The organism is Aminobacter anthyllidis (genome assembly GCF_018555685.1).
Classification (GTDB): Bacteria; Pseudomonadota; Alphaproteobacteria; order Rhizobiales; family Rhizobiaceae; genus Aminobacter; species Aminobacter anthyllidis.
In genome coordinates, this window is sequence record NZ_JAFLWW010000004.1 from 72,485 (window position 1) to 95,224 (window position 22,740).

Consider the following 22,740-nt stretch of genomic DNA (forward strand, 5'->3'; position numbering starts at 1 on the left):
GCGCCTTCATTCTTTCTTTAGTGAGATTGCGAGATCGGGATCGTGGCGTAGGTTTCCACATGAACCCGATTGCTGGATTCAACCGGGCTGAAGATCCAAGCCAGACGTGCGCCATAATCGCTCATCAAGGTGAGCAATCCAAGCCCTGAGCCGGTCGCGTCGGGATCGGCGGCATTTGCCTCGATCTGCTGGATCAGCAGGTCGCCCGGGTCGCCGATGGTAATCTCGGAGAGAAGCTTCTGAAATGTCGCCGCGGTCTTGTCGCCGACAATGTTGGAGACCTTCACCTTGAAGCAGTCGGAATCCATTGACGCTTCGACGATGATCTCGCCCGGTTCACGAAACTTGACTGCATTTTCAATCAGTTCGTTGACCAGATAGCCGATGCTGTGACGAACTTCCTTGTAGTCGTTGCGCGATGCGTGAAAAGGCAGCGCGAAAAGATCGGCAATGAAGTCCGAGGTCGTTGCGCAGTGATGCCATTTCAGATCCAGAGGTCCATCAAACAACCTGACGCGGCTGATATTGTCTCTCATGCCGATCGCAATGTCGGCCGGTCCATACAAAGTTGTCATGTGCTCACCTGTGCCTCATGACGACGAGTGTAATATCGTCGTGTATCTTCCTTGTGCCGATGTAGGCCATCAGATCGTCGACAACTCCGGTCTTTATCTCTTCGGCGCTGCTGCCATACCGCGTCCGCACGCTTTCGCTAAGCCGGTCGAGCCCGAAAAGCTTGCCGCCCAAACCTTCTGCTTCGGTCACGCCGTCGGTGTGGAGAACGATGACGTCGCCGCTGCTGAAGGGGATGTCGCGTGTCGCGACAAAGGGTGCAATGTCGCGTTCGAGACCGACCGGCAGGCCGAGGTCCATGGTATCGATCCGCTCGACATTGCCGCCGGCACGCACGACCAGAACCTCCTCGTGCTGGCCCGACAGGACCAGGCGCTCGTCTTCATAGTCGAGGAAGGCCAGGGACAGGTGCTTGTCAGAGTTGGTACGCTCCAGGTTCTTGAAGATGGCGCGGTTAAGCCGATCGAGGAACTGCCGGGGATTGTCTTCGCCGGTCTCTTGCAGCGCGCGCGCAACCGACTGCACCATCAACATCAGCACGCCGCTCTCGAGACCGTGTCCGGTGACATCGCCAATGCCGATCTTCAGGCGGTGCCCGTCCTGCAGGACGTCGTAGTAGTCGCCGCCGACTTCGTCGGCCGGCCGCATGTAGGCCGCGATCTCGATGCCCGGGATCAGCGCCAGTTCGCGCGGCTTGGGCAGCACCATCATCTGTATCTGGCGCGCAACGTCGAGTTCGGCACCCAACCGGACGTTTTCGCTGCGCAGCTTTTCGTTAAGCGTCGAGATTTCGACGTTGGCGCTTTCGAGGTCCCTCGTGCGTTCGTCAACGAGCTGTTCAAGGTTCTCGGTATGGAAGCTGATCTGCTCGGCCATGCGGTTGAAAGCCACGCCGACCTCGCCGACCTCGTCCTTGGACGGGATGTTGACGCGGACTGAGTAGTCTTTCGCCTGCAGCCGCCGGGCAGCGGTGGCAAGTGCGCTCAAGCCTGCCGTGATACGCTTCGACAACCCGAATACCGCGGCAAACACGATCATCAGCGAAACGATGATTGCCAGAAGCTGATAGAGCAGGATTCGGTTCGTCGCCTTCGAAATGCTGTCTTGCGCCGCAAACAACGCGGCGTAGATCTCGCGCTCGGGTACGACAATGCCCACTGACATCGCCTGCTTTTCGATCGGCCCGGCACTCCAAAGGTTGGTCGGCTTGAGCCCTTTCAGAACGACGATGTAAGGAACATTTTCGCCCTTTTCTTGCAGCATGACATGCTGGATCACGCCATCGTTGCTGCTGTTGAGGTCGAGGGTTGCGATGGCAGGCTGAGTGCTGGCGCGCAGTGATCGCTCTACGCCGGTCACCCCGTCGGGGGCTCCCTTGTCGCTTGAAGAAACCAGCCCGATCGTCGCTTCGCTCTTGGGGTTGATGGCCACGACGTTGCCGTTCGGCATGGTCAGGAAACCGAAGCCGGTTTCAGCGATCTTGACGTTCTCGACGATCTCGGCGAGCTGGTCGAGCGTGATATCGGCCCCGGCAGCACCCGCAACGCCTGCACGGTCGCGCGTCCACAGCGGATGAAAGAAGCTGACGATCAGCTTGCCGGTGATCGCGTCGGTGTAAGGCGCAGTCTGGGTGATGTCGTTGTCGGGGATGAAGCGCGACGCCGGATCGAGCGCCCATTTCTGCCACGAGCCATAAATGCCGGGAAAGAAGAATTCCCAGAACTCGGATGTGTTGTGACCGGGGTAGAGGCGATCGAAGGTCTGGGCCTGGTCGGTGTAGGGCGCTGTCCTGAAGATCGGCCGCTCCTTTGGGCCGATGTAATACATCTGCAGCTTTGACGAACCGCTGGTGAGCAGGCTCGGCGCGACGAGGTCCAGCACAGCGCTGTTGTCGATCTCCTCGCGTACCGCCGGCAGTGGTTTGTGGTCGGGACCAAGAAGATAGCCCCAGACGCTGACCACCGAGGGCGCGCCGGGCAGGTTCTGCGCCCACTGCCCCTTGGTGTCGTAGACCACATTGACGGAGGCTGCAGCCTGGTTTGCCAACGTGGCGCCGACCTGCTTTTGCCTGTCGGGATCGTCGATCTGCCCCTGCAGCACGCCAGCCAGCGTCTTGACGTCGGCATGGACGCGGTCGAGCAACAGGTCGACGCGCGATGCCGTCGACTCGGCATAGGAGCGGATATACTCTTGATTTGCAGTCGTCAGGCCGGCACCGACCTCCGAAGTTGCGTCCTGCGACAGCCGCTGCACATTCCACAACGCCAGGCCGCCGCTCATCAAAAGGTCGAACAAAACTGCGCCGCCCACCACCAGCACGAACTTCGCGCGGAAGGAATGCAGTCCGAAACGTGGAGTGTCCTGCATATCCGTGCTCATAGCGGTTTCTGCCCAGAGGCAGCCCAGATCGGCCAACCGGCATAACCCTTCGGATGAAGGGCTGCGGAGATGTGGTCCTTGAAACCTTGGCGGAACTGCTTGATGAACTCCTCGGAATCGCCCCGCTTGACCGCCATGTCGCCGGCATAGACGTCTTCCCAGGCGGAGATCATGTCGGCAAAGTCCTTTGGGTCGCCGTCGAGATTGGTCACCATGAACGACTCGACGCGTATGTCGTCGAAGCCCGCGTCGGCCAGATAGCGCCGGCTCTTGGGCCCGAGTTCGACGTCCATGTCGAAGTGTTCGAACAGTTTCGCTACCTCGTTGTAGGTCCAGCGAATGCTTTCGGCGCGCGGTTCGCCCAGGCAATGCGAGTTCTTCTCATTGGTGATGTAGACCCGTCCTCCAGGCTTACATATCCTATAAAGCTCCTTGAGTATCTGCGCCGGGCGATTGAAGATCTGCAGCGAGTGCCGGCAGGTGACGAGGTCGAACTGGTCATCGTCGAGCAGCATCTCGGAGGCGTCGCCATAGGTGTATTCGATGCCCGTGATGTCGAACTCGCTGGCTACCTTCCTGGCGTAGGCAAGGCTCGATTTGGAATGATCGAGCGCGACGATCCGTGCCGGCTCGAATTCCTTCTGCGCCAGAACGGCGAAATCGCCGATGCCGCAGCAGATGTCGGCCATGACGATACCCGGCCGCATGCCGTGGCGCGGCAGGATCGAGCGTTCGTGGCGCCAGGTCATCTTGGTCTGCGTCCGCAGGATCGGGATGAAGCCGCCCTCTTCAAGGAAGCTCTGCCCGGGATAAAACTCGCTGTCGTATTCCTCGACACTGATGCTCGGTTCGATCTTGCTGAGGCGGCCGAATTTGCGCGTCGTCCAGCCGACAACGCTGGAGGTAATGACCACAAATCTAAGTTCAGGCCTGACACGACACGCATCGATGATGACGCGCGAGAATGCGTGGAACGCAGTGTTGTTCATCTGCGCAAGGCGCCTGACGTTGATATAAAGCACGCCACGCACGTTATCGATCGACTCTTTCAGCAGCGCCAGGCTGGGCGCAAGCTCGTCAATGGTTTGCGGGCGCACCGAGCCGGCAATCGAAAACTCCTGATTGTTCAGGTCAAAATGCGCCTTGAAGCGCCCTACGGTGCCAGTAGGAGAAAGATGCGCGGTCAATTTGCCAGGCCCCCGAGATCGACCACGATCGTAACCGTATCGGCATCAACCTCTTCAAGGCGAAGAGTGGCATTGTAGTTAACAGTCAGTTCGAGAAGCATCATGTCGCGGCTCGGCGCGACATCGCCTGAAAGCGAGCTCAGATAGCGTGCCTGCCGGTCGACGCCCTGGACCCGGGCCACCGCGTCTTCCAGGAACGTGCGCTCTTCCTGGCCGCAGGCAAATGTCAGCTCGATCCGGTCCGTTTCGCCGTGGCGGGACAGCCTGCATTCGAGCGCGCCACCGGAGTGACGTGTCCGGAAGGTGACCTCAAGCAGCTCATTAAGTGCCGACGAAAACAGATTTGAAAACAGGACGGAGTCCGGCCTGTTGTGACTGATCGTACGCGCCAGATAACTCGAGATGTAGTCGCAATGCGCCCAATTCGAAAGGAAAGACGCGATCTCCATGTCCACCTGGATCATTGTGCGAAAACTTGGTTCCGCATTCGCGTCTTTCGTTGGCATCTCACCCTCTTACCGTTCTGGCCAGGCGCGAAAATAGCATCGCTCGGCAAATTTGTGGTGTCCGGTCTGTCGGTCTGCCGGGACACTATCCGTATGTATGGTCTTCGTCGCCTGCCCCGTCGAGGCAAGCCTACAGGGTGTTGCCAGTTATCATGTTCGGTCTTGTTCTTGTGGCGTTTTCTGCTCCGCGGGCGAACGGTCCGCAAATTCGCCCGTCGCGTCCGCCCCCATCGGCCGCCCGAGGAAGTTGCCCTGCAGGCAATCGCAGCCCTCTTCGACCAGCCATTGTGCCTGGCCGGCTGTTTCGACCCCCTCGGCGGTGACACTGATACCCAAGCCATGTGCCAGGCTCATGACCGACCGGACAATGGCCTGGCTCTTGCGGTCGGCAACTAGGTCCTTGATGAAATACTGGTCGATCTTCAGCGTATCGAATGGGAAATTCTTGAGATAACTCAGTGATGAGTAATGTGTCCCGAAGTCATCCAGGGAAATTCGTATTCCCAAGACGTTCAGCGTATTGAGTGTGTCGAGGTTGTCGACCGTCTGCTCCAGGAGAACGGTTTCCGTTATTTCGAGCTCGACACGATCCGCCCTGATGCCGACCTTGTCTATTATCTGTGCCACGGTATCGGTGAGAGAACCGCTGAGAAACTGCGCCGGCGACAGGTTCACCGCGATGCTCAGGGAAGACGGCCAGGTCATGGCCTGACGACAGGCTTCCTCAAGCACCCAGCGTCCAATGTCATCCATCAGGCCATCGGCCTCGGCGATCGGGATGAACACGTTCGGCGGGATGAGACCAACCTCGGGATGATGCCACCTCAACAGCGCCTCAAACCCGACCACCGTTGATGGCGGGCGAATGAGCGGCTGATATTCGAGATAGAGCTCCTGCCGCTCCAGCGCCATCCGAAGGCTTCGCCTCAGATTCTCCCGCTGCTCCAGCAACAGCATCATCGAGCGATTGAACGTGCGTGCGCAGCCCCGGCCATCGCGCTTTGCTGCGTAAAGGGCGATGTCGGCGGCTTTCATCAGTTCTTCGCTTTCGACCCCATGCTGGGGCCCGAAGGCGATGCCGACGCTTGCACCGACAAAAAGCGGGATGTCGTTGATGATGAAGGGTGCCTTGAAGGCATCGACAATGGCCTGCGCCAGGCGTTCTGCGGCGCCAGGCTGTTGCTTGCCGCCCTGGATCACCGCGAACTCGTCGCCGGCGTATCTGTAGGCAGCATCACCGTCCTGCAGGGCGCCCCGGATCCTGTTTGCCGCGAGCTGCAGCAGGGTGTCGCCGGTTCCATGGCCAAGCGTGTCGTTGACCGATTTGAAATCGTCGAGATCAATCTGCAGCAGGGCCGACCTGTCCCGGGAATCGCCGCTTTCCGCCAGGACTTCATCCAGGCGCTCGCTGAAACGGCGGCGGTTCTGCAATCCGGTCAAGGCGTCATGTGTCGCCTGATGCTGCAACAACTTCACACGGCCTGCTTCTTCGGCGGCGGCGCGACCATCATGCCCCACTTCCGCGGATTCAATGATGCCGACGCCATCCGCCATTCCGAAGCAGAATATGGTTCCCGCTGGCTGACCCGGTAAAGCCTTGAGCCTGATTTTTGTTGACGAGCCATCGCGCGCGGCAAGCTGCATTGCTGCGCGAAGCTCGTTCTCGCCAAAGTTCGGGTAAATCTCCCAGGCCGTCGCGCCTGGGGCCATGGCGTTTCCGCGGATGCTTTTCACCCTGGCCGAGCAGTCGGTCAGTCGGAAGTCGTGGTCATAAAATGAAACAAGATCGGTGGTGTTTGCCAGGAAGCCTGCAAGGCGTGCATCGCGGACCATGGAAAGATTCGAGGACCCAGGCCTCTCGCCTCTTTTGCCCCCAGCCTTCGGATACGCAAACCAATTCCAAAAGCGGTACAAGTCCGCATCTCCTTACCGCATGACGTAAAGTTAGCACAGCAGAACAAGGGCTTGCAAACTCTCGGCGCGGGAACTCCACAGCCCATCCTTTGATGTCTTCGATTATATTACATTATTCTAACAAAATTCGAGACGGGCCTCTTATCGGGTCCGTCAATTGCCGCGTCCAGATCACAAAGCAGCAAGCTGGAAGGAACTGTTAACCACTCGCTTCCTATTGCTCGGGGGACGTTTCATCAGCGAGTCTTGAGTATGGGAAGCACGCGGTTGCCTCGAGTGAATTTTTCGAACCAAGTCTCGCATGATGACGGGCCAGATCGCCCGGAAAACGCACCGCTGCCTTCGCCGGCCGACGGCCCTGGCTGGCAGGACTATTTCTTCCTGGCGCCCAATGTGCGCTTCACCCGCACGCCCGACTATGATTCGGCAAAACGCCAAGCATACGAGGCGGCGGAGGCCGCCCACAATGAAACCCAGGCGAATGTTGCCGTCGTTCAGCCACAGGCGACCGAGCGCATGGATGCGCCTGTCGTAAGACATGTTCCGGCCAGGCCGGCAACCGTTACGACGGGGGCCCAGGTCGTGGAAGCCTTGCAGGCGCAGATCGCCAGCAGGATCGCAGCACAGGCCGTTCAGGCACCCTCGCCCGCGCACCAGCCCGCCGCAGCCGTGCAGCAACCCACCGCCGCGCCAATGCAGTCCGCAGCCAAACCAGCTGCCACCGGTGAAAGTCCGGCGACCCAGCCGAAGAAGGCACGGTGGTCCTATCTTTCCGACCATGCATTTTTCGAGTTGATGGCGCCAAATACTTCGGACGGTCCCTCGCCGGCAGCCTCGGTTGTTGCCGCCCGACCCGCGCCCGTGGCGGTCCGGGTTGCGCAGACACCCGTCGTCGCCAGGCAGGCCGAGATTCCCGCAGCGGAAATCACCGCGCTGTTCCGGGTCATCGAGTGCATTCCGCCCCAGCAGGCCAACATTGCGCCAGCGGCACCAGCCAATTCCAACGAGGCGAGGCTCGAAGCGCCGGCGAGTGCCAAGCGCGATCAGCCGGCTCCAGTCGTCGAAGCGGTACCGGAGCCAGCCATTGCAGCCGAGCCATTGTCCCCCGTGCGCGCAGCGTCGCCCTTGCCGCTGATGGGCAGGATCGTGCCGGCGACCACTGGCGATGCCTATGAGCTGCCTTCCGAGGAGTTGCTGCAGCTGCCGCCGGCAGGCCAGGGCTTCTACATGTCGCAGGAGCGGCTGGAGCAGAACGCCGATCTCCTGGAAAGCGTACTCGAAGACTTCGGCGTCCGCGGCGAGATCATCCATGTTCGCCCGGGGCCTGTGGTGACGCTCTACGAATTCGAGCCGGCGCCCGGTGTCAAATCCTCGCGGGTCATCGGCCTTGCCGATGACATCGCCCGCTCGATGTCGGCGATTTCCGCTCGTGTGGCGGTGATTCCGGGCCGCAACGTCATCGGCATCGAACTGCCCAACGAAACGCGCGAAACGGTCTATTTCCGCGAACTCATCGAGTCCGACGGCTTCCGCAACACCTCCTGCAAGCTGGCGCTCTGCCTGGGCAAGACGATCGGTGGCGAGCCAGTCATCGCCGAGCTTGCCAAGATGCCGCATTTGCTCGTCGCCGGCACCACCGGCTCAGGCAAGTCGGTCGCCATCAACACCATGATCCTGTCGCTGCTCTACCGGCTGAAGCCGGAAGAGTGCCGGCTGATCATGGTCGATCCCAAGATGCTCGAACTCTCGATCTATGATGGCATCCCGCATCTTTTGACGCCCGTCGTCACCGATCCCAAGAAGGCGGTCACCGCGCTGAAGTGGGCGGTGCGCGAGATGGAGGACCGTTACCGCAAGATGGCGCGGCTCGGCGTGCGCAACATCGATGGCTATAACGAGCGTGCCGCGATCGCCCGCGACAAGGGCGAGACGGTGGTGATGCAGGTGCAGATAGGCTTCGAGAAGGGCACCGGCGTGCCGCTGTTCGAGGAGCAGGAGATCGATCTCGCGCCGATGCCCTACATCGTCGTCATCGTCGACGAGATGGCCGATCTGATGATGGTCGCCGGCAAGGAGATCGAAGGTGCCATCCAGCGCCTGGCGCAGATGGCGCGCGCTGCCGGCATTCACCTGATCATGGCGACGCAGCGCCCGTCGGTCGACGTCATCACCGGCACCATCAAGGCCAATTTCCCGACCCGCATCTCGTTCCAGGTGACGTCGAAGATCGACAGCCGCACGATCCTGGGCGAGCAAGGCGCCGAACAGCTGCTCGGCCAGGGCGATATGTTGCACATGGCCGGCGGCGGCCGCATCTCCCGCGTCCACGGCCCGTTTGTCTCGGACGCCGAGGTGGAGCATGTCGTCACCCATCTCAAGGCGCAGGGACGTCCCGAATATCTCGAGACCGTCACCGCCGACGAGGACGATGAGGTTCCGGAAGTCGAAGACACGCCGGTCTTCGACAAGGGGGCTGTCGCTGCCGAGGATGGCGACTCGATCTATGATGAGGCGGTGAAGGTGGTTCAGCGCGACAAGAAGTGCTCGACCTCCTACATCCAGCGCCGTCTTGGCATCGGCTACAACCGTGCCGCTTCTCTGGTCGAGCGCATGGAAAAGGAAGGCCTTGTCGGCGCGCCCAACCATGTCGGCAAGCGCGAGATCATGGCCGGTCGCCGCGACCACGCGCAGACGAACGACGATCAGGATTGATCGCAGGCCTTGTTGAAAGGCAGGGCGGGACGAACCGCCCTGCTCCTGCTTGCCGCTACTTGATGGCCTGCAGCTTGTCGATCGCCGCGGTGAAGCCCGCTAGCGAGACCGGTATCGCCACCGGCTTGCGCGTGACTGATTCCATGCCGACGTTCAGATTCGTGCCGGCCTTCATCGCCGTGATCAGTTCCGGCGTCAGCGGCGCGGCGGCATACGCGCCATTCTGGTCGCTCGTCTGGATCGCGATGACGACCTTTTCACCCTGATCGATCTGGTAGGACGCGCCCGAAGGCAGGAACAGGCCATGTGGCAGCGCAAGCAGCATTGCCAGACCGCCCTTGTCGTTTTCCTTGCGAATAGTGACCGTCAACACGCGCTGACCTGTCTTCGACTCGGTCAGGTTTTGCGACACCTGGCATTGTAGTTCGTTGATCGTCGCACCGCTGGCACAGTTGACCGCCCAAGGATTGGCTTCTGCCGGCTTGGGGTCGGCGGGCTTCGTCTCCTGGGCGAAAGCTGCGCTGGTGAACAACAGCGAAAGCATAGCAGCGCCGATGTTGATGGCTCGGCATGGCATTGTTGTTCGCACGGGTGTGGAGTTCATATTGCTTGCCTTCGCTGGGGATAAACTGGTTCGACCTGGATCAACTTAGGCTGAAAAAAGTGCGGGTTCTGTTGCTCTACTGCAACATGACTCCTTTTTATGCCAATGCACGCAATGGTGGCATAAAATCCTCTTGCAAGCCGCGCGCATTGGTAGACCTATCAGCAAAACTAAGAACGCCCCCCTTGGCATGGATCTTTGATGCACTCGCGTTTTCTGCCCAACAACGCAAGGCATACCGATGCGGCTATCGCTCTGACGAGCGGACCGCAAGTTTCGCTCGAGTATAGTCTGGCATGGCGCGCCAGAAATCTCTTGCGGACGTCGGCCTTGTCGACGATCGCCTTCGCCTTGTCGGGCATGGCGGCTTATGGCGGGCAGGATGGGCTGTGGCAGCCGCAGGTCCGCGCCATCGTCGGCGCCAACAGTGACGGTGCCACCGCCGCCCTCGAGGGTTTTGTTCCGCTCAAGCAGACAGCCGAATCCGTTCTGTTCCTCGATGTCAGGGCCAAGCACGACTTTGAAGACGGCTTTGGCCAGGATTTCGGCCTCGGCATTCGCCGGATCGTCAATCCCGACCTGATGCTAGGCGGCTACGCCTACATCAACACCCAGAGACAGGACGGGCACCAGTTCACCGGAGCGACACTGGGAGTCGAGGCGATCACCGCGAATTTCGACGCGCATGTGAACGTCTACTTGCCGATTAGCGGAGACAAGGCCGAACAGTCGGTCAATTCGAGCCTGTCACTGGTCGGCAACCAGTTGCTCGAGCAGATATCCGTCATCGACCGGCGCAACTATGCCGCCTGGGGTATTGAGGGCGAAATCGGCGTGCAGGTGCCGGTCGCTCTGCCTGAACATCACGCATTGCGGCTTGATGTCGGCGCATACCACTTCGGCGACCCCGAAGGCGACGACGACAGCATCACCGGCGGCAAGGCGGGTTTCGAGTACTCGATCGGCGATGTCTTCGGCAGCGGCGCGTCCGTCGCTTTCACCGGGGAGGTTCGCAACGACAATCGCGACGACACCCAGTTTGCCGGCAGTGTCAGGCTGACGATCCCGTTCAACTCCGGCAGTGAAGCCGAGGGTGATGCCGACGGGGATGAGCCGGTCTACGCGGTGAGCGAGGGCTTGCGCAAACGCGTCAACGAGCGCGTGCGCGGCGATATCGGCGTCCGCATCGAAGGCGATGAAACACTCGCCAGCTCGACGACGCGCGTGGCGATCAATGCCGCCACGGGCGCGGCGTTTGGCAAGTTCTTCTTCGCTGACGGCGCCAACACGCTCGGTCTCGGCACATTCGGCGACCCAACCACACTGGACGATGCGGTAGCGGATGCCGGTGCGAATGGTTTCGTGGTCGCCCTTGGCGGCAGCGGCAATCTGCTGACGGCGGGCGTAACACTTGCCAACGGTCAGACGGTCATCGGCGGCGGTGAAAGCGTGACGGCCCTGCTCTTTGGTGGCGGCACCGGCACCTACAATCTGGGCGGCAGCAACGGCACCATCGCGGGAACCAATCCGGGCAGCAATGTCATCACGCTTGGCAACGGCAATACGCTCAAGGGGATTACGGTCACCGGCGGCGCCGACGGCATCTTCGGCAACAACGTCACTGGCGCGACGCTCACCAATGTCACCGTTACCGGTGTGGGCGGCAGCGGTGCCCACTTCACCGGCACCTCGACTGGAATCAAGGGCTCGAACCTCACCTCGACGGGCAATGGTGTCGACGGCCTCAACATCCAGAGCGACGGCACCTTCAACTTCACCGGCACGACGCTCCTGTCAGGCAATACCGATGATGGCCTCGATATCACCGGTAAGGGCAGCTATTCGTTCGCCACGCTGAACGCCACAAACAACGGCGATGCCGGCATCCATGTTACCGGCACGGCGCCGACCGGCAGCTTCAGCACCACCGGCGGCACGGTTTCGGGCAATGGAGGCGTCGCCGTCTTCATCGACCCGATCGCCGCCAATGTGACGCTGACGTCGATCAGTCACAATGGCGGCACGTCGGGCGTGGTGCTCGACAATGTGTCGGGCAGCTTCACCGTTACCGGCCAGACCTCGATCTCCAACACCTCAGCTTCGGCGATTGCGATATCCAGTTCGCCGGCCACCATCCGCTTCGGCGGCATCGACATCACAAATCCGGGCGGCGACGGCATCTCGTTTGCCGGCGTCAATGCCGCGGTGATTGCAGGTGGCATCGTCATTTCCGGATTGGGTGCTGGGGACACCGGCCTCGACTTCTCGGGCAGCCAGACAAATTTCACCGCGCAGTCGGTCAACATCACCGGCACCGGCGCCGGTTCGATCGGCATCGACCTCGCCCAGACCATCGGCGGCTCGTCGATTGTCATCACCAATGGCGGCGTGATTGCCAATGTCGGCACCGGCGTGCGCTTCGGCATTTCCGGCTCGCTGCTCAATTCGGCGAATGCCCAGTTCACATTCGGCGGCGGATCGATTTCAGGTGTCACCGCTTCGCTCGACGCACGCGGTCTCAACCAGACGCTCGGCAACTATGCCTTTGGATCGACGACCTTTGTCGGTGCGCAACTGTTCGACGCCCAGAACCTGATCTTCGTCGGCGCGGCGGCCACTGGATCGGGCACGGGCTCGTCGCTTCTTGACCTCGCCTCGATCGCCACTGCCGATGCCAACACCGACGGCACAGCGATCTTCGTTCTGGTCAACCGTGGCACTGACATCGACGACACGGACGGCTTCTCGCTCGGTGCCGGCCAGACGCTAGCGTCGTTTGGCAATGGCCGCCAGTTCTCGCTCGGCGGCGTGCCGATCAATGTGACGGGCGCAAATGTCCAGCACAGCACCACCATTTCGGATGCCGGTGGTGCTGCAACGCTGACCAACACCGGCAGCGGCGACACCGTCACCCTTGCCAGCAACACGTCGCTGCTCGACTTCAAACTGTCCAATGCTGGTGGCGGCAACGGCGTCTATGGCAATGGCGTCAGCAATGCCACGCTGACGGGCCTGACAGTTTCCGGTGCCGACCTCAGCGGCCTGGTGTTTGCCGGAACCAGCACCGTTTCCGGCAGCAACCTGACGTCTTCAAACAACGGCGCCACAGGCCTTTCGATCCAGGGCGGCGGCACCTACACTTTCACCGGTACCACCACCCTCGCCGACAACATTGGAAGCGGCTTGGCGATCAGCGGCGGGACCGGTGCCTACAGCTTCGACACGCTCAACGCGACCGGCAATGACGGTAACAACGTTAGTGCCTCGGGAACGTCGGCCGGCGAACTTTCGATCGCCAGCGGAACGATTTCCGGCGGTGGCTTGAACGGCTTTTTGGCAGGCGGCATCGGGCTTGACGTCACGCTGACCAGCCTGAGCCAGACCGGCGGCTCGACCGGGATCAGCCTCGCCGGCGTTTCGGGCAACTTTACCGTTTCAGGCGCGACGACAATCTCTGGCACGGCTTTCAACGGCATCGTGATCAGTGGCAGCTCGGCAAATGTCGGCTTTGCCGGCGCTACCACCATCACCGGCGCTGCCGGCAACGGCATTTCGCTCGATGGCAACACGGGTACGATCAGCTTCGCCGACGTTACAATCAGCCAGCCCGGCCAGAACGGCATCGACGTCCAGGGCGTCAACGGGACCATCAGTTTCCGGAACGTCGACATCACCAACCTGTCGGCCACCGCGACCGGCCTCGACCTGTCGGGCAGCCGTTCGACCTTCACCGCGACGACGCTCGATATCTCAGGCCTTGGCGGCACTTCGACCGGCATCGATCTGTCGGGTACCACCGGCGGGACGGTGACAATCGGTAGCGGCGTCATTGCGGGCGTCGGCACCGGCGTCCAGATGGGCGACCACGGTGCGGGTGCGGCGAGCGCCAACACGGCATTCTCGTTTGGCGGCGGTTCAATCACCGGCTCGACCGCCTCGCTCGACATGCGCGGTCTTCTGGCTGGCAGCGGCACTTATGCTTTTGGCGCAACGGCGCTGGTCGGGCCGCAACTGTTCGACACCGCCAATCTCATCTTCGTCGGTTCTGGCAACACCGGCTCGGGCGACGGCTCGAGCGTTGGCAATCTCATCAATGCCGCCGCCGCCGATGACCTCACCACGGACGCCAACACGATCTTCGTCCTCGTCAAGTCCTCGGCTGTCGATGTCATCAACACCGACGGCGACGGTTTCACCTTGGCCAATGGCCAGTCGGTCGTCTCCTTCGCCAATGGCGCGACCGTGGATCTGGGCGCGCCGCCCGCCAATGTGACCGGCACAAATGTTGTCACTGGTGCAACGCAGGCGGATCCGTTTAGTCACGGCGGCGCGACGCTCAACAATGGCGCCGGCAGCGCCATCAACCTTGCCAATGGCAACCTCATCCAGAACCTGACCGTCAGCAACGCCGGTTCGGGTGCGGCCATCGACGGGACGAGCATCTCCGGCCTGAACGTTGCAGGGGTTACGATCGCCAGCGCTGTCACCGGCATAGACCTGACCAGCGCTGCCGGCGCGATCGGTGTGGCCAATCTCAGCATCCAGTCCGCGCAAGCCGGCATCTTGCTGGCCAACTCGGCTACGACGGTCACCTTCACCGGCGCCAACACGATTGGCAGCGTTGCCGGAACCGCGCTGTCGTTCAACAATTACAGCGGCACCGCGACATTCGCCAATCTCGACATCACCGGCGCGGCCACGGGCATCGGCATAACCGGCGGCTCCACCGGTACGCTGAACTTCGATGCGGCGAGTTCGATCGCCAACACGTCGGGCATCGCGTTCAACATCGATACCGCTACGCCCAACCTGACCTACAACGGCACCATCAACCAGACCAGCGCGGCAACCGCTGTCCGCATCAATGCGATGACCGGCGGCAGCGCAACTTTCGGTGGGGCGATCACCGCCAATACTGGCGCTGCGAATGCCATCGACCTTACCGGCAATGCTGGCGGCAGCATCAATTTCACTGGAGCGCTCAGCCTCACCACCGACGGCGGGTTCGGTTTCAGGGCCATCGACGGCGGCACGGTGTCGGTTACGGCGGCTGGCAACACAATCGGGACCGGTGCGGGCCCGACGGAACGCGGCATCCAGCTCGGTGGCACTGGCCTGACGATAGGTGCCGCCGGCATCAATTTCGCCAGCGTGACCGTCGACGGTTCGGGCGGGTCGGTACCAACGGGCATCCTCATCGAGAACACCAGCGGCGGCAACGTCACCTTTGGTGCCGTCAACATCAGTCGCGTCATGGGCGACGCAATCCGGCTGACAAATGTCCAGAGCGGCACCTATACCTTTGGTGGAACGACGACCCTTGCGACGGTGGGCGGGACAGGTCCGGGCTTTGCCGTCCAGGAAAGTGCCGCCACCGTCAACGTTACCAACCTCGTCACGTCAAATGTCGCCGGGGCCGATGTCAGCCTGACCAACAACACCGGCACGATATCGATCGGCGGCACGATCAACAATGGCGGCTCTGGCGACGGCGTCGTCGTTGCGGGCGGCAGCGCCGCAATCTCCATCGGCGCCACGATCAACAGCTCCGCCGGGATCGGCGGCAATGCGGTCAAGATCGACGGCACTACTGGCGGTTCTGTTGCCTTCACCGGGCCTGTCTCGTCGACCAGCTTCGGCGATCTTCTGGCGGTCGGCACCATCACCGCGCCGACAGGCGGCACGATCAGCTTCAGCGGTTCGGCGCTGACCGCGACGAGCGGCGGAACTGTAATCATTGCCGGGCTCGGCGCCGGCGCGACCTTCAACGCCAGCGCGCCCTTGTCGATCTCCAACACGACCGGAACCGGCCTGTCGGTCGCCAATGTCGCCGGCAGTGCCACTTTTGGCGCGGTCACAGTCAGTGGAGCCCTGTACGGCGTCGGCCTTGCGAACAATACCGGCACAGTTGCGTTCGGCGCCACCAGCGTGACCAATGTCGGGCTGGGACAGACCGGCGTCATCGTTTCCGGAACCAATGCCGGTACGATGTCCTTCGCCAGCCTCGACATCGCGATGACCGGCAATGGTGCTACCGGTATCAGCTTCGCCAATGCGGTGATCAACGGCAGCGTCACGGCGACGGACTTCGACCTGACCAGCGACAGCTCCCTCGGCACGACGGCGGTCGACCTTTCCAAAACGACAGGCAGCGGGACGATCCAGCTCGGCGACGCGGGCGCGCCCGGCAACACTACGGCCGCCACCATCGGCGGCAGCGGAAACGGTCCGGCCGTCGGCTTCCAGTTCACCAGCACGACCGCCGTCAACTTCACCTATGGCGATGGCGAAGGAACCATCGACAAGCTGTCCACGGTCAAGGCCGTCGACATCATGGCTTCGCCGGGAGGCGTCTTCCCTGCCGCCGGAACCTACAATTTCAAGGACGTCGACGGTGCCAATGGCGGCTTTGTCGGCGACATTTCCGAGGCGCAGGGTCCGACGGTCTATTACGTCGACAGCCAGGGCGACGGCAATGGAACCGCGGCGAACCCCGGATCGATCGCCGGCGCCGAAGCCTCGGGCGCCGATGTCATCGTGTTCATAGACACCACTGTCAACGGTACCAGCGACTTCATCGACATGATGCAGGCGCAGCACAATGACGGCGTGAACAACACCTTCAACCTTGCCAATGGCCAAGTGCTCATAGGCCTCAAGGCCGGCGAATCCATCGACACCGCACCGCTTGGCGCCGTTGGCGGGGGCCTGGGTAATGCGTTCCAGTTCAGCGGTATCAGTTCGTCGACGATCATCGATGCGCCGACGGGCATCGACACCGTGCTGCCGACTTTGACCACGGCCCTTGGGAACACGATCGACTTCACAGTCAACGCCAGCATCGACAACGTCATCATAGCCAACACGGGCTCGGGCATCGGCATTTCCGGTTCTGACATCACCAAGCTCATCCTGAGCCGGGCGACGGTATCGGGCGCTGGCGGTGGTGCGCTGTCGTTGACCGATGGCGTGGCCAATGGCGAGATCGCACTGTCGGACCTGATCCTGTCGGCGACCGGCGGCAACGTCGGCGTGGTTGATGGTACGGTGGGTGCGGGCGTGTTGAAGGTCAGCGCCTTCTCCGACATCACGCTGCTGGGCAACAATGGCGAGATTGGCGGCTTCATCCTCGGCGGCGTCGTCTTCGACGCCAATGCGGCGACGGCCGGCATTGACCAGGTCAACGGCGGCGCCTTCATCGCGGGCACCACGGCCAATCGTGTTGGCGGCTTCGGCCTTCTCTTGGACGACACGATCTCCGGCAACCTCAAGTTCGACACCACGAACATTGCCGTCCAGCAGGCATCAAACGTCATCTTCCTCGGCAATGTTGCGCTCGGCATCTATGCCAATGCCGTCAACGGCTCGAACAGTAGGCTGGACTTTGGCACAGCTACGATCGACGTCTCAGGCAGTGGATCCTCAGGCAGCTTCTTCAACGGCGCTCATCTGCTCGTCAACGACACCAACAAAATAGGGTTCTCCGGCGCCACCAGCTTCACCGGCACGAACGGTGTCGGCGGCCTCTACGCCAACAGGGGCGCAGCTACTGGCGGCGAACTGTTCTTCACCAGCGCCAACAATACGTTCAATGTCGACGAGGCCGCGCTGGGTATCTCCAACATCGCGCTCACCAACGGCTCTGGTGGCTCGGCGCAGTTTGGCGCTGTCAATGTGACCGGCGGCCAGAACGGCATCAAGCTGCTCAACCTGATCGCTTCGCCGACGATCCAGTTCAACGGCTCGGTGACGATCAGCGATACCACCCTCAACGCCATCGATCTCACCAGCGCCGTCAATGGAACGTCGGTGACATTTGCCGGCGCAGTTTCGATCACCAACGCCACTGGCGGTGGCGTCAAATGGCAGCAAGCGGTCGGCAACGCGGACACGCTGACATTCGCCGGTGGCCTCGACATCCAAAACAATGGCGGCATTGGATTCTACGCCAGGAACGGCAATGTCGTGCTCTCAGGTGTCGATGCGAAGAATATTGCCACCACCAATGGACGTGCGCTGGTCATCGACGGCGCGAATGTCAGCAACGGTGCTGCAGGCGCCGGCGTCTTCAACAACGTTAGCGCCAGCGGCTATCTCAGTGGCGGTGGCATCGACGTCAATGCCGGATCTGGCGCGATGCGCTTCGCTGGAACCGTCAACCTGACGCCTGATGCCGCGACGGTCGGAACCGCATACGGCATCAGCATCGGTGGCGGCACCACCGGTACCTATACCTTCGCCGGCACCACCACCATCACCGGCGGTATCGACGACAACGGCGTCTACATCAGGAACACGGGCGCGGGCTTGACCGTCGACTTTACCGGTCCGCTGAACGTCACCACCGGCCTGAATGCCGTCGACCTCAACGACACGACCGGCAATCTGGCCTTCTCGATCCAGCATGCCTCGAGCAGCCTGACCACCACCGCCTCGACCGGCACCGCATTCCTTGCGGTTGGCGGCAACGGTACGATCAGCAGCGCTGCATCCATCTCGAGCGTCGGCCTTGGTGCGTCGATCACTGGCCGCACCGGCGGGTTCGTGACGCTGTCGGGCAACATCACCCAGGCGCTGCGTGGCGTCGAAGTCAATGGCGGCACCGGCGGCAGCGTCGTGTTCTCGGGTGCCCAGAAGACCCTGAACACAGGCGCAACCGATGCCGTTCGGGTGTTCTCGCCGACTGCGGTCAGCTTCATCAATGGCGGCCTCGACATCGATACGACGACCGGGCGCGGTATCGTCGTCAATGGTACCGGCGGCACTGCCAACGTTACCGTCTCGGGTGCTGGCAACACGATCACCACCGGTGCCGGCACAGGTGTCGATGTCATTGGCGGCATCGGCGCCACAACTGTCGCCATCAATTCTTCGATCACCTCGACCGCCGGCCTTGCCGCCGGCATCCAGTCCGTCACCTCCGGCACGATCACGTTGTCCGGCAATCTGAGTGCGACCGGTATCGCTGTAAACAGCAACACCGGTGGCACGTTCGACTTCTCGGGCGTGACGAAGACGCTGACCTCGGGTGTTGCGACAGCCGTCAACCTGACCAACAACACCGGCGCGACGATTAATTTCAGCAATGGCGGCCTGGTGATCAACACCACCAGCGGCACCGGTTTCAACGCCAGCGGCGGCGGCACGGTCAGTGTCGGCACCGGCGGCAACGCCAACACGATCACGACAACGACCGGTACGTCGCTGAACCTTGACGGTGTCACCGTCGGCTCAGCGGGCCTAAACTTTGCAACCGTTTTGACGAATGGTGCGGCCACCGGCATTTCGCTGGGCAATGTCGGTTCGAGCGGCGGCGGCGCCATCGCGCTGGGTACGGTGAACCTCCAAGGCATCACCTCGCGGGGCGTCGACGTTTCCGGCACGCTCGGTGCCGCCCTGTCCTTCAGCGATCTCGATATCGGCCTGAACAACAGTTCGGCAGTCGCCTTCGACCTCAATGGTGCTGTGATCAATTCGGCGGTGACGGCCAATGATTTCGACGTGACCAATGCGGCGGCGGCCGGAACCTCGATCGGTGTCGACCTTCGCGGTGCCACAGGTGGCCAGATCGTGCGCCTGGGTGATACCGTGGCGGGTGGAAACAGTTCGAGCATCGCCGGGGTCAACACCGGCGTGTTCCTGAACAGCGCGACGAACCTTGCATTCACCTATGGCGATGGCGAGTCTGGCGACCAGCTGTCGACGATCGGCGCCAATGTCGCCATCGACGCCAGCAGCGCGCCTGCGGCCGGCAGCTACAATTTCCAGGATGTCAATTTCCAGGCGAGCCCGGGTCTCGGCTTCGGCATAGGCAAGGTCTATTTCGTCGACAGCGACGGCGCCACCGGCGGCGGCAATGGTTCGGGCATCGACGGCAACAATCCGATGACACTGGCGGCGGCCGAAGCTGTGGCGAGCGTCAACGACATCATCGTGCTGATCAACAACGGCAGCGTTATCACCGCAGCCGGCACCAACCTCGACAACACGCTGAACCTCGCCGCCGGCACGCAGGTGCGCGGCTTCGGCAACGGCGCGATCAACCTCGCCATGACGGTGCCGAGCACGATCCAACTGGCCAGCAACACGATCTCCATCGCTGCCATCGGCAGTGGTGCTGCGACGCTGACAAGCAGCGTCGGCAGCAATGTCATCACGCTTGGCGCCAGCGGCAACATCATCGACGGCTTCATCCTCGATGGCAGCCCGGCAGGCGCGGTCCGCGGCATCAAGGACGATGGCTCCGGCGCCTCCGGTACTGCCATCACCAACATGACGATCAGGAATTTCCTGACCGCCGGCATCGAGATCACGCCGTCCGCCAGCACGACGATCAACAACGTGGTGTTCTCGTCGAACGGTTCCGACGCGGTCCTCAACGCGTCCAACACCACCATCAGCAATGTCACCAGCACCGGGGCGACCGGTATCGCCTTCGACATCCGCAATGCCAGCGGCACGACGACGCTCAGCAACATTTCGATCACGGGTGCCGGCACTGGCGGCATCTTGTTTGGTGGGGGTTCCGGCCCGGCCGGCACGATCACCGGCACCAATGTTGATATCGGCGGGGCAAACGCGCTTGCCGTCACCGGCGGCAACGCCGCGGTCAGTTTCGACGCCGCAAGTTCCATCGCCAACACCTCGGGCACGGCGGTCGCTATCACCAACCGCACTGGCGGCAGCTTCACCTTCGCCGGCTCGGTCGTCGCCAACGGTGTCGCGAGCGGCATCAGCGTCTCGGGCGCCACGGCGGCAAGCTCGGTCAGCTTCACCGGGACTGTCGATCTCGGCACGACGACTGCGATGACCGGCACCGCCGTTGCGATCAACAACAACGGCCAGACGTCAACCGTCAGCTTCGCCAATCTCGATATCGTCACCAGCGGCACGACGAGCTTCTCGGCCAGCAATGGTGGCACCATCAATGTCACGACGGGCACGATCAATGCCGGCTCGGCGCAGGCCATCTCGCTCAATGGCGTTGCCGCCAACGTCAACCTCGTTTCGACCACGTCGTCCGGCGGCACGAACAATGTCGGCCTGACCAACGTGACCGGCACCGTCAATCTGGGTTCGGGGGTCCTTTCGGGCGCCACAGGCGTGGCGTTCATGGTCAGCGGTGGTTTGGCCAATGTCGACTATGCCGGCACCATCACCAAGACGACGGCCGGCAATGTCGTCAACGTCTCCAGCCGCACGGGCGGAACGTTGACGCTGTCAGGCAACATCAGCGCGACGGGCGCCGTTGGGAACGGCATCTCGGTGGCCGGCAACAGCGGCGGCACGATCACCTTCTCGGGCTCTAGCAAGACCTTGACGACGGGCGCGAACGCGGCAGTCAGCCTCGTAAACAACACGGGCACGACGATCAATTTCAACTCCGGCGGGCTGGCCATCTCGACGACCTCAGGCGCCGGCTTCAGCGCTACGGGTGGCGGCACGATCAACGTCCAGGGTTCGAACAACACGATCTCCTCGACGACCGGCACGGCGCTCAACGTCACCAACACGACGATTGGCGCGAGCGACATGACCTTCCGCAGCCTCTCTTCCAATGGTGCGGCAAACGGCATCGTGCTCAACAACACCGGCGCTCTTGGCGGCCTGACGGTGACCGGCGATGGCGGCGGCAGCAACAACGGCTCGGGCGGAACGATTCAGAACTCGACCGGTGATGGTATCAGTCTGACAAACACCGCGCAGGTGCGGCTGGCCCGCATGAACATCACGAACAATCTGGGCAACGGCATCGGCGGCTCGACTATCAATGGTCTCTTGATCGAGCGGTTCAACATCAGTGGCAACGGCGACAATGCGGCCACCGACGAATCCGGCGTCAATGTCTCCGAGCTGACCGGATCCGCCTTTGGCGGGACAAACGCCACCGGCATCGTCGATTCAGTCATCAGCAACAACTACGAATTCGAAGTCCAGGTCACGAACACGACAGGCACGCTTACCGATTTCCGATTGACCACCAACACGATCAGCAGCAACGGCCCGGCCGCCGGCGCGCATGGCAACCTCGTCAACTTCCTGGGGCTCGGCAACGCCAACATGACGCTGAACGCGAGCGGCGGCAGCTACACCGGCGCGGCACCAGACACTGCGACGGGGCTGCATATCGACCATTCGGGCACCGGCGGACTGATGACGGCCAACGTCAACGGCGGCACGTTCACAAACAACAATGTGGCCGTGTCGGTGTCGGCGGCCAATGGCGGCAGTCTCGATTTCGACATCAATGGCGTCACTGCGACCGGAAACCGCTCGCATGGCCTCAATCTGTTCGTTGCGGCATCGAGCACGGGAGCGGTCACGGGTACCTTCCGCAACAACATCATCGGTACGGCCGGCGTCACCGGATCTGGCGCCAGCCTTGGTTTCGGCATTCGTGTCCAGAACGAAGGCAGCACCAGCACCAGCAACGCGGTAACAGTGCTGATTGAAAATAACGTCGTCCGTGAACTCGCCAATTTCGCGGCGATCAATGTCAACCAGGGCATTGTCGGCCAGACGTTTACGCGCACCCAGAACGTTACCATCAGAAACAACACCATTTCCGACGTGGACAACAGTCGCGGCGTCGTCATCCAGCAGAACAACACCACGGCACCCGGCATCATGAATGCGACCATACACGGCAACACCTTCGCCAATGTCGCGGGCAATGTCGGCGACGGCACCGATATCCGGCTTCGCCAGTTGGCCGGCGGAACCTTCAATCTGACGCAGCTCAGCGCTGCCGACCTCGCGACACAAAACGGTCTGACGCCAACGGACATCAGCATCGGCGGCACGATTACCTTTGGGGCCGCACCACCACCACTGCCCTGATCCGCCAAATTCTGGGGGAAGAACG

8 protein-coding genes are annotated in these 22,740 nt (G+C 61.9%); 2 read left to right on the forward strand and 6 right to left on the reverse strand.

The window, feature by feature from the left end:
* Positions 1 to 17 precede the first annotated feature (17 nt).
* From J1C56_RS14270 to J1C56_RS14290, 5 genes are all read right to left on the reverse strand, one after another.
* Positions 18 to 575 carry a slr1658 superfamily regulator gene (locus J1C56_RS14270; RefSeq protein ID WP_214390449.1) on the reverse strand — a complete coding sequence of 186 codons (558 nt, stop codon included), beginning with the start codon at positions 573 to 575 and terminating at the stop codon, positions 18 to 20.
* Between the two features lie 4 nt (positions 576 to 579).
* On the reverse strand, positions 580 to 2,952 hold the full coding sequence (locus J1C56_RS14275) for a SpoIIE family protein phosphatase (protein WP_214390451.1): 2,373 nt from the start codon (positions 2,950 to 2,952) through the stop codon (positions 580 to 582).
* Positions 2,949 to 4,139, reverse strand: a complete 1,191-nt coding sequence (locus J1C56_RS14280; protein WP_214390453.1) for a class I SAM-dependent methyltransferase — start codon at positions 4,137 to 4,139, stop codon at positions 2,949 to 2,951. The genes J1C56_RS14275 and J1C56_RS14280 overlap by 4 nt, the downstream gene beginning before the upstream one ends.
* A complete protein-coding gene (locus J1C56_RS14285; RefSeq protein ID WP_246591375.1) occupies positions 4,136 to 4,645 on the reverse strand; it encodes a ubiquinone biosynthesis methyltransferase UbiE in 510 nt (169 codons plus the stop codon). Before J1C56_RS14285 ends, J1C56_RS14280 begins: the two co-directional genes overlap by 4 nt.
* 150 nt (positions 4,646 to 4,795) lie before the next feature.
* On the reverse strand, positions 4,796 to 6,478 hold the full coding sequence (locus tag J1C56_RS14290; RefSeq protein WP_214390455.1) for a putative bifunctional diguanylate cyclase/phosphodiesterase: 1,683 nt from the start codon (positions 6,476 to 6,478) through the stop codon (positions 4,796 to 4,798).
* Positions 6,479 to 6,811: 333 nt separating this feature from the next.
* Here J1C56_RS14290 and J1C56_RS14295 point away from each other — a divergent pair, with 333 nt between their 5' ends.
* The gene (locus J1C56_RS14295; protein ID WP_214390457.1) at positions 6,812 to 9,271 is read left to right on the forward strand and encodes a DNA translocase FtsK; all 2,460 of its coding nucleotides are present in this window, start codon (positions 6,812 to 6,814) and stop codon (positions 9,269 to 9,271) included.
* 55 nt (positions 9,272 to 9,326) lie between these two features.
* On the opposite strand, the gene J1C56_RS14300 is transcribed toward J1C56_RS14295, so the two are convergent.
* Positions 9,327 to 9,815 carry an invasion associated locus B family protein gene (locus J1C56_RS14300; RefSeq protein WP_246591376.1) on the reverse strand — a complete coding sequence of 163 codons (489 nt, stop codon included), beginning with the start codon at positions 9,813 to 9,815 and terminating at the stop codon, positions 9,327 to 9,329.
* A 390-nt stretch (positions 9,816 to 10,205) separates the two neighbouring features.
* Here J1C56_RS14300 and J1C56_RS14305 point away from each other — a divergent pair, with 390 nt between their 5' ends.
* Complete coding sequence (locus J1C56_RS14305; RefSeq protein ID WP_246591377.1) at positions 10,206 to 22,715, forward strand: inverse autotransporter beta domain-containing protein; 12,510 nt, start codon at positions 10,206 to 10,208, stop codon at positions 22,713 to 22,715.
* Positions 22,716 to 22,740 lie beyond the last annotated feature (25 nt).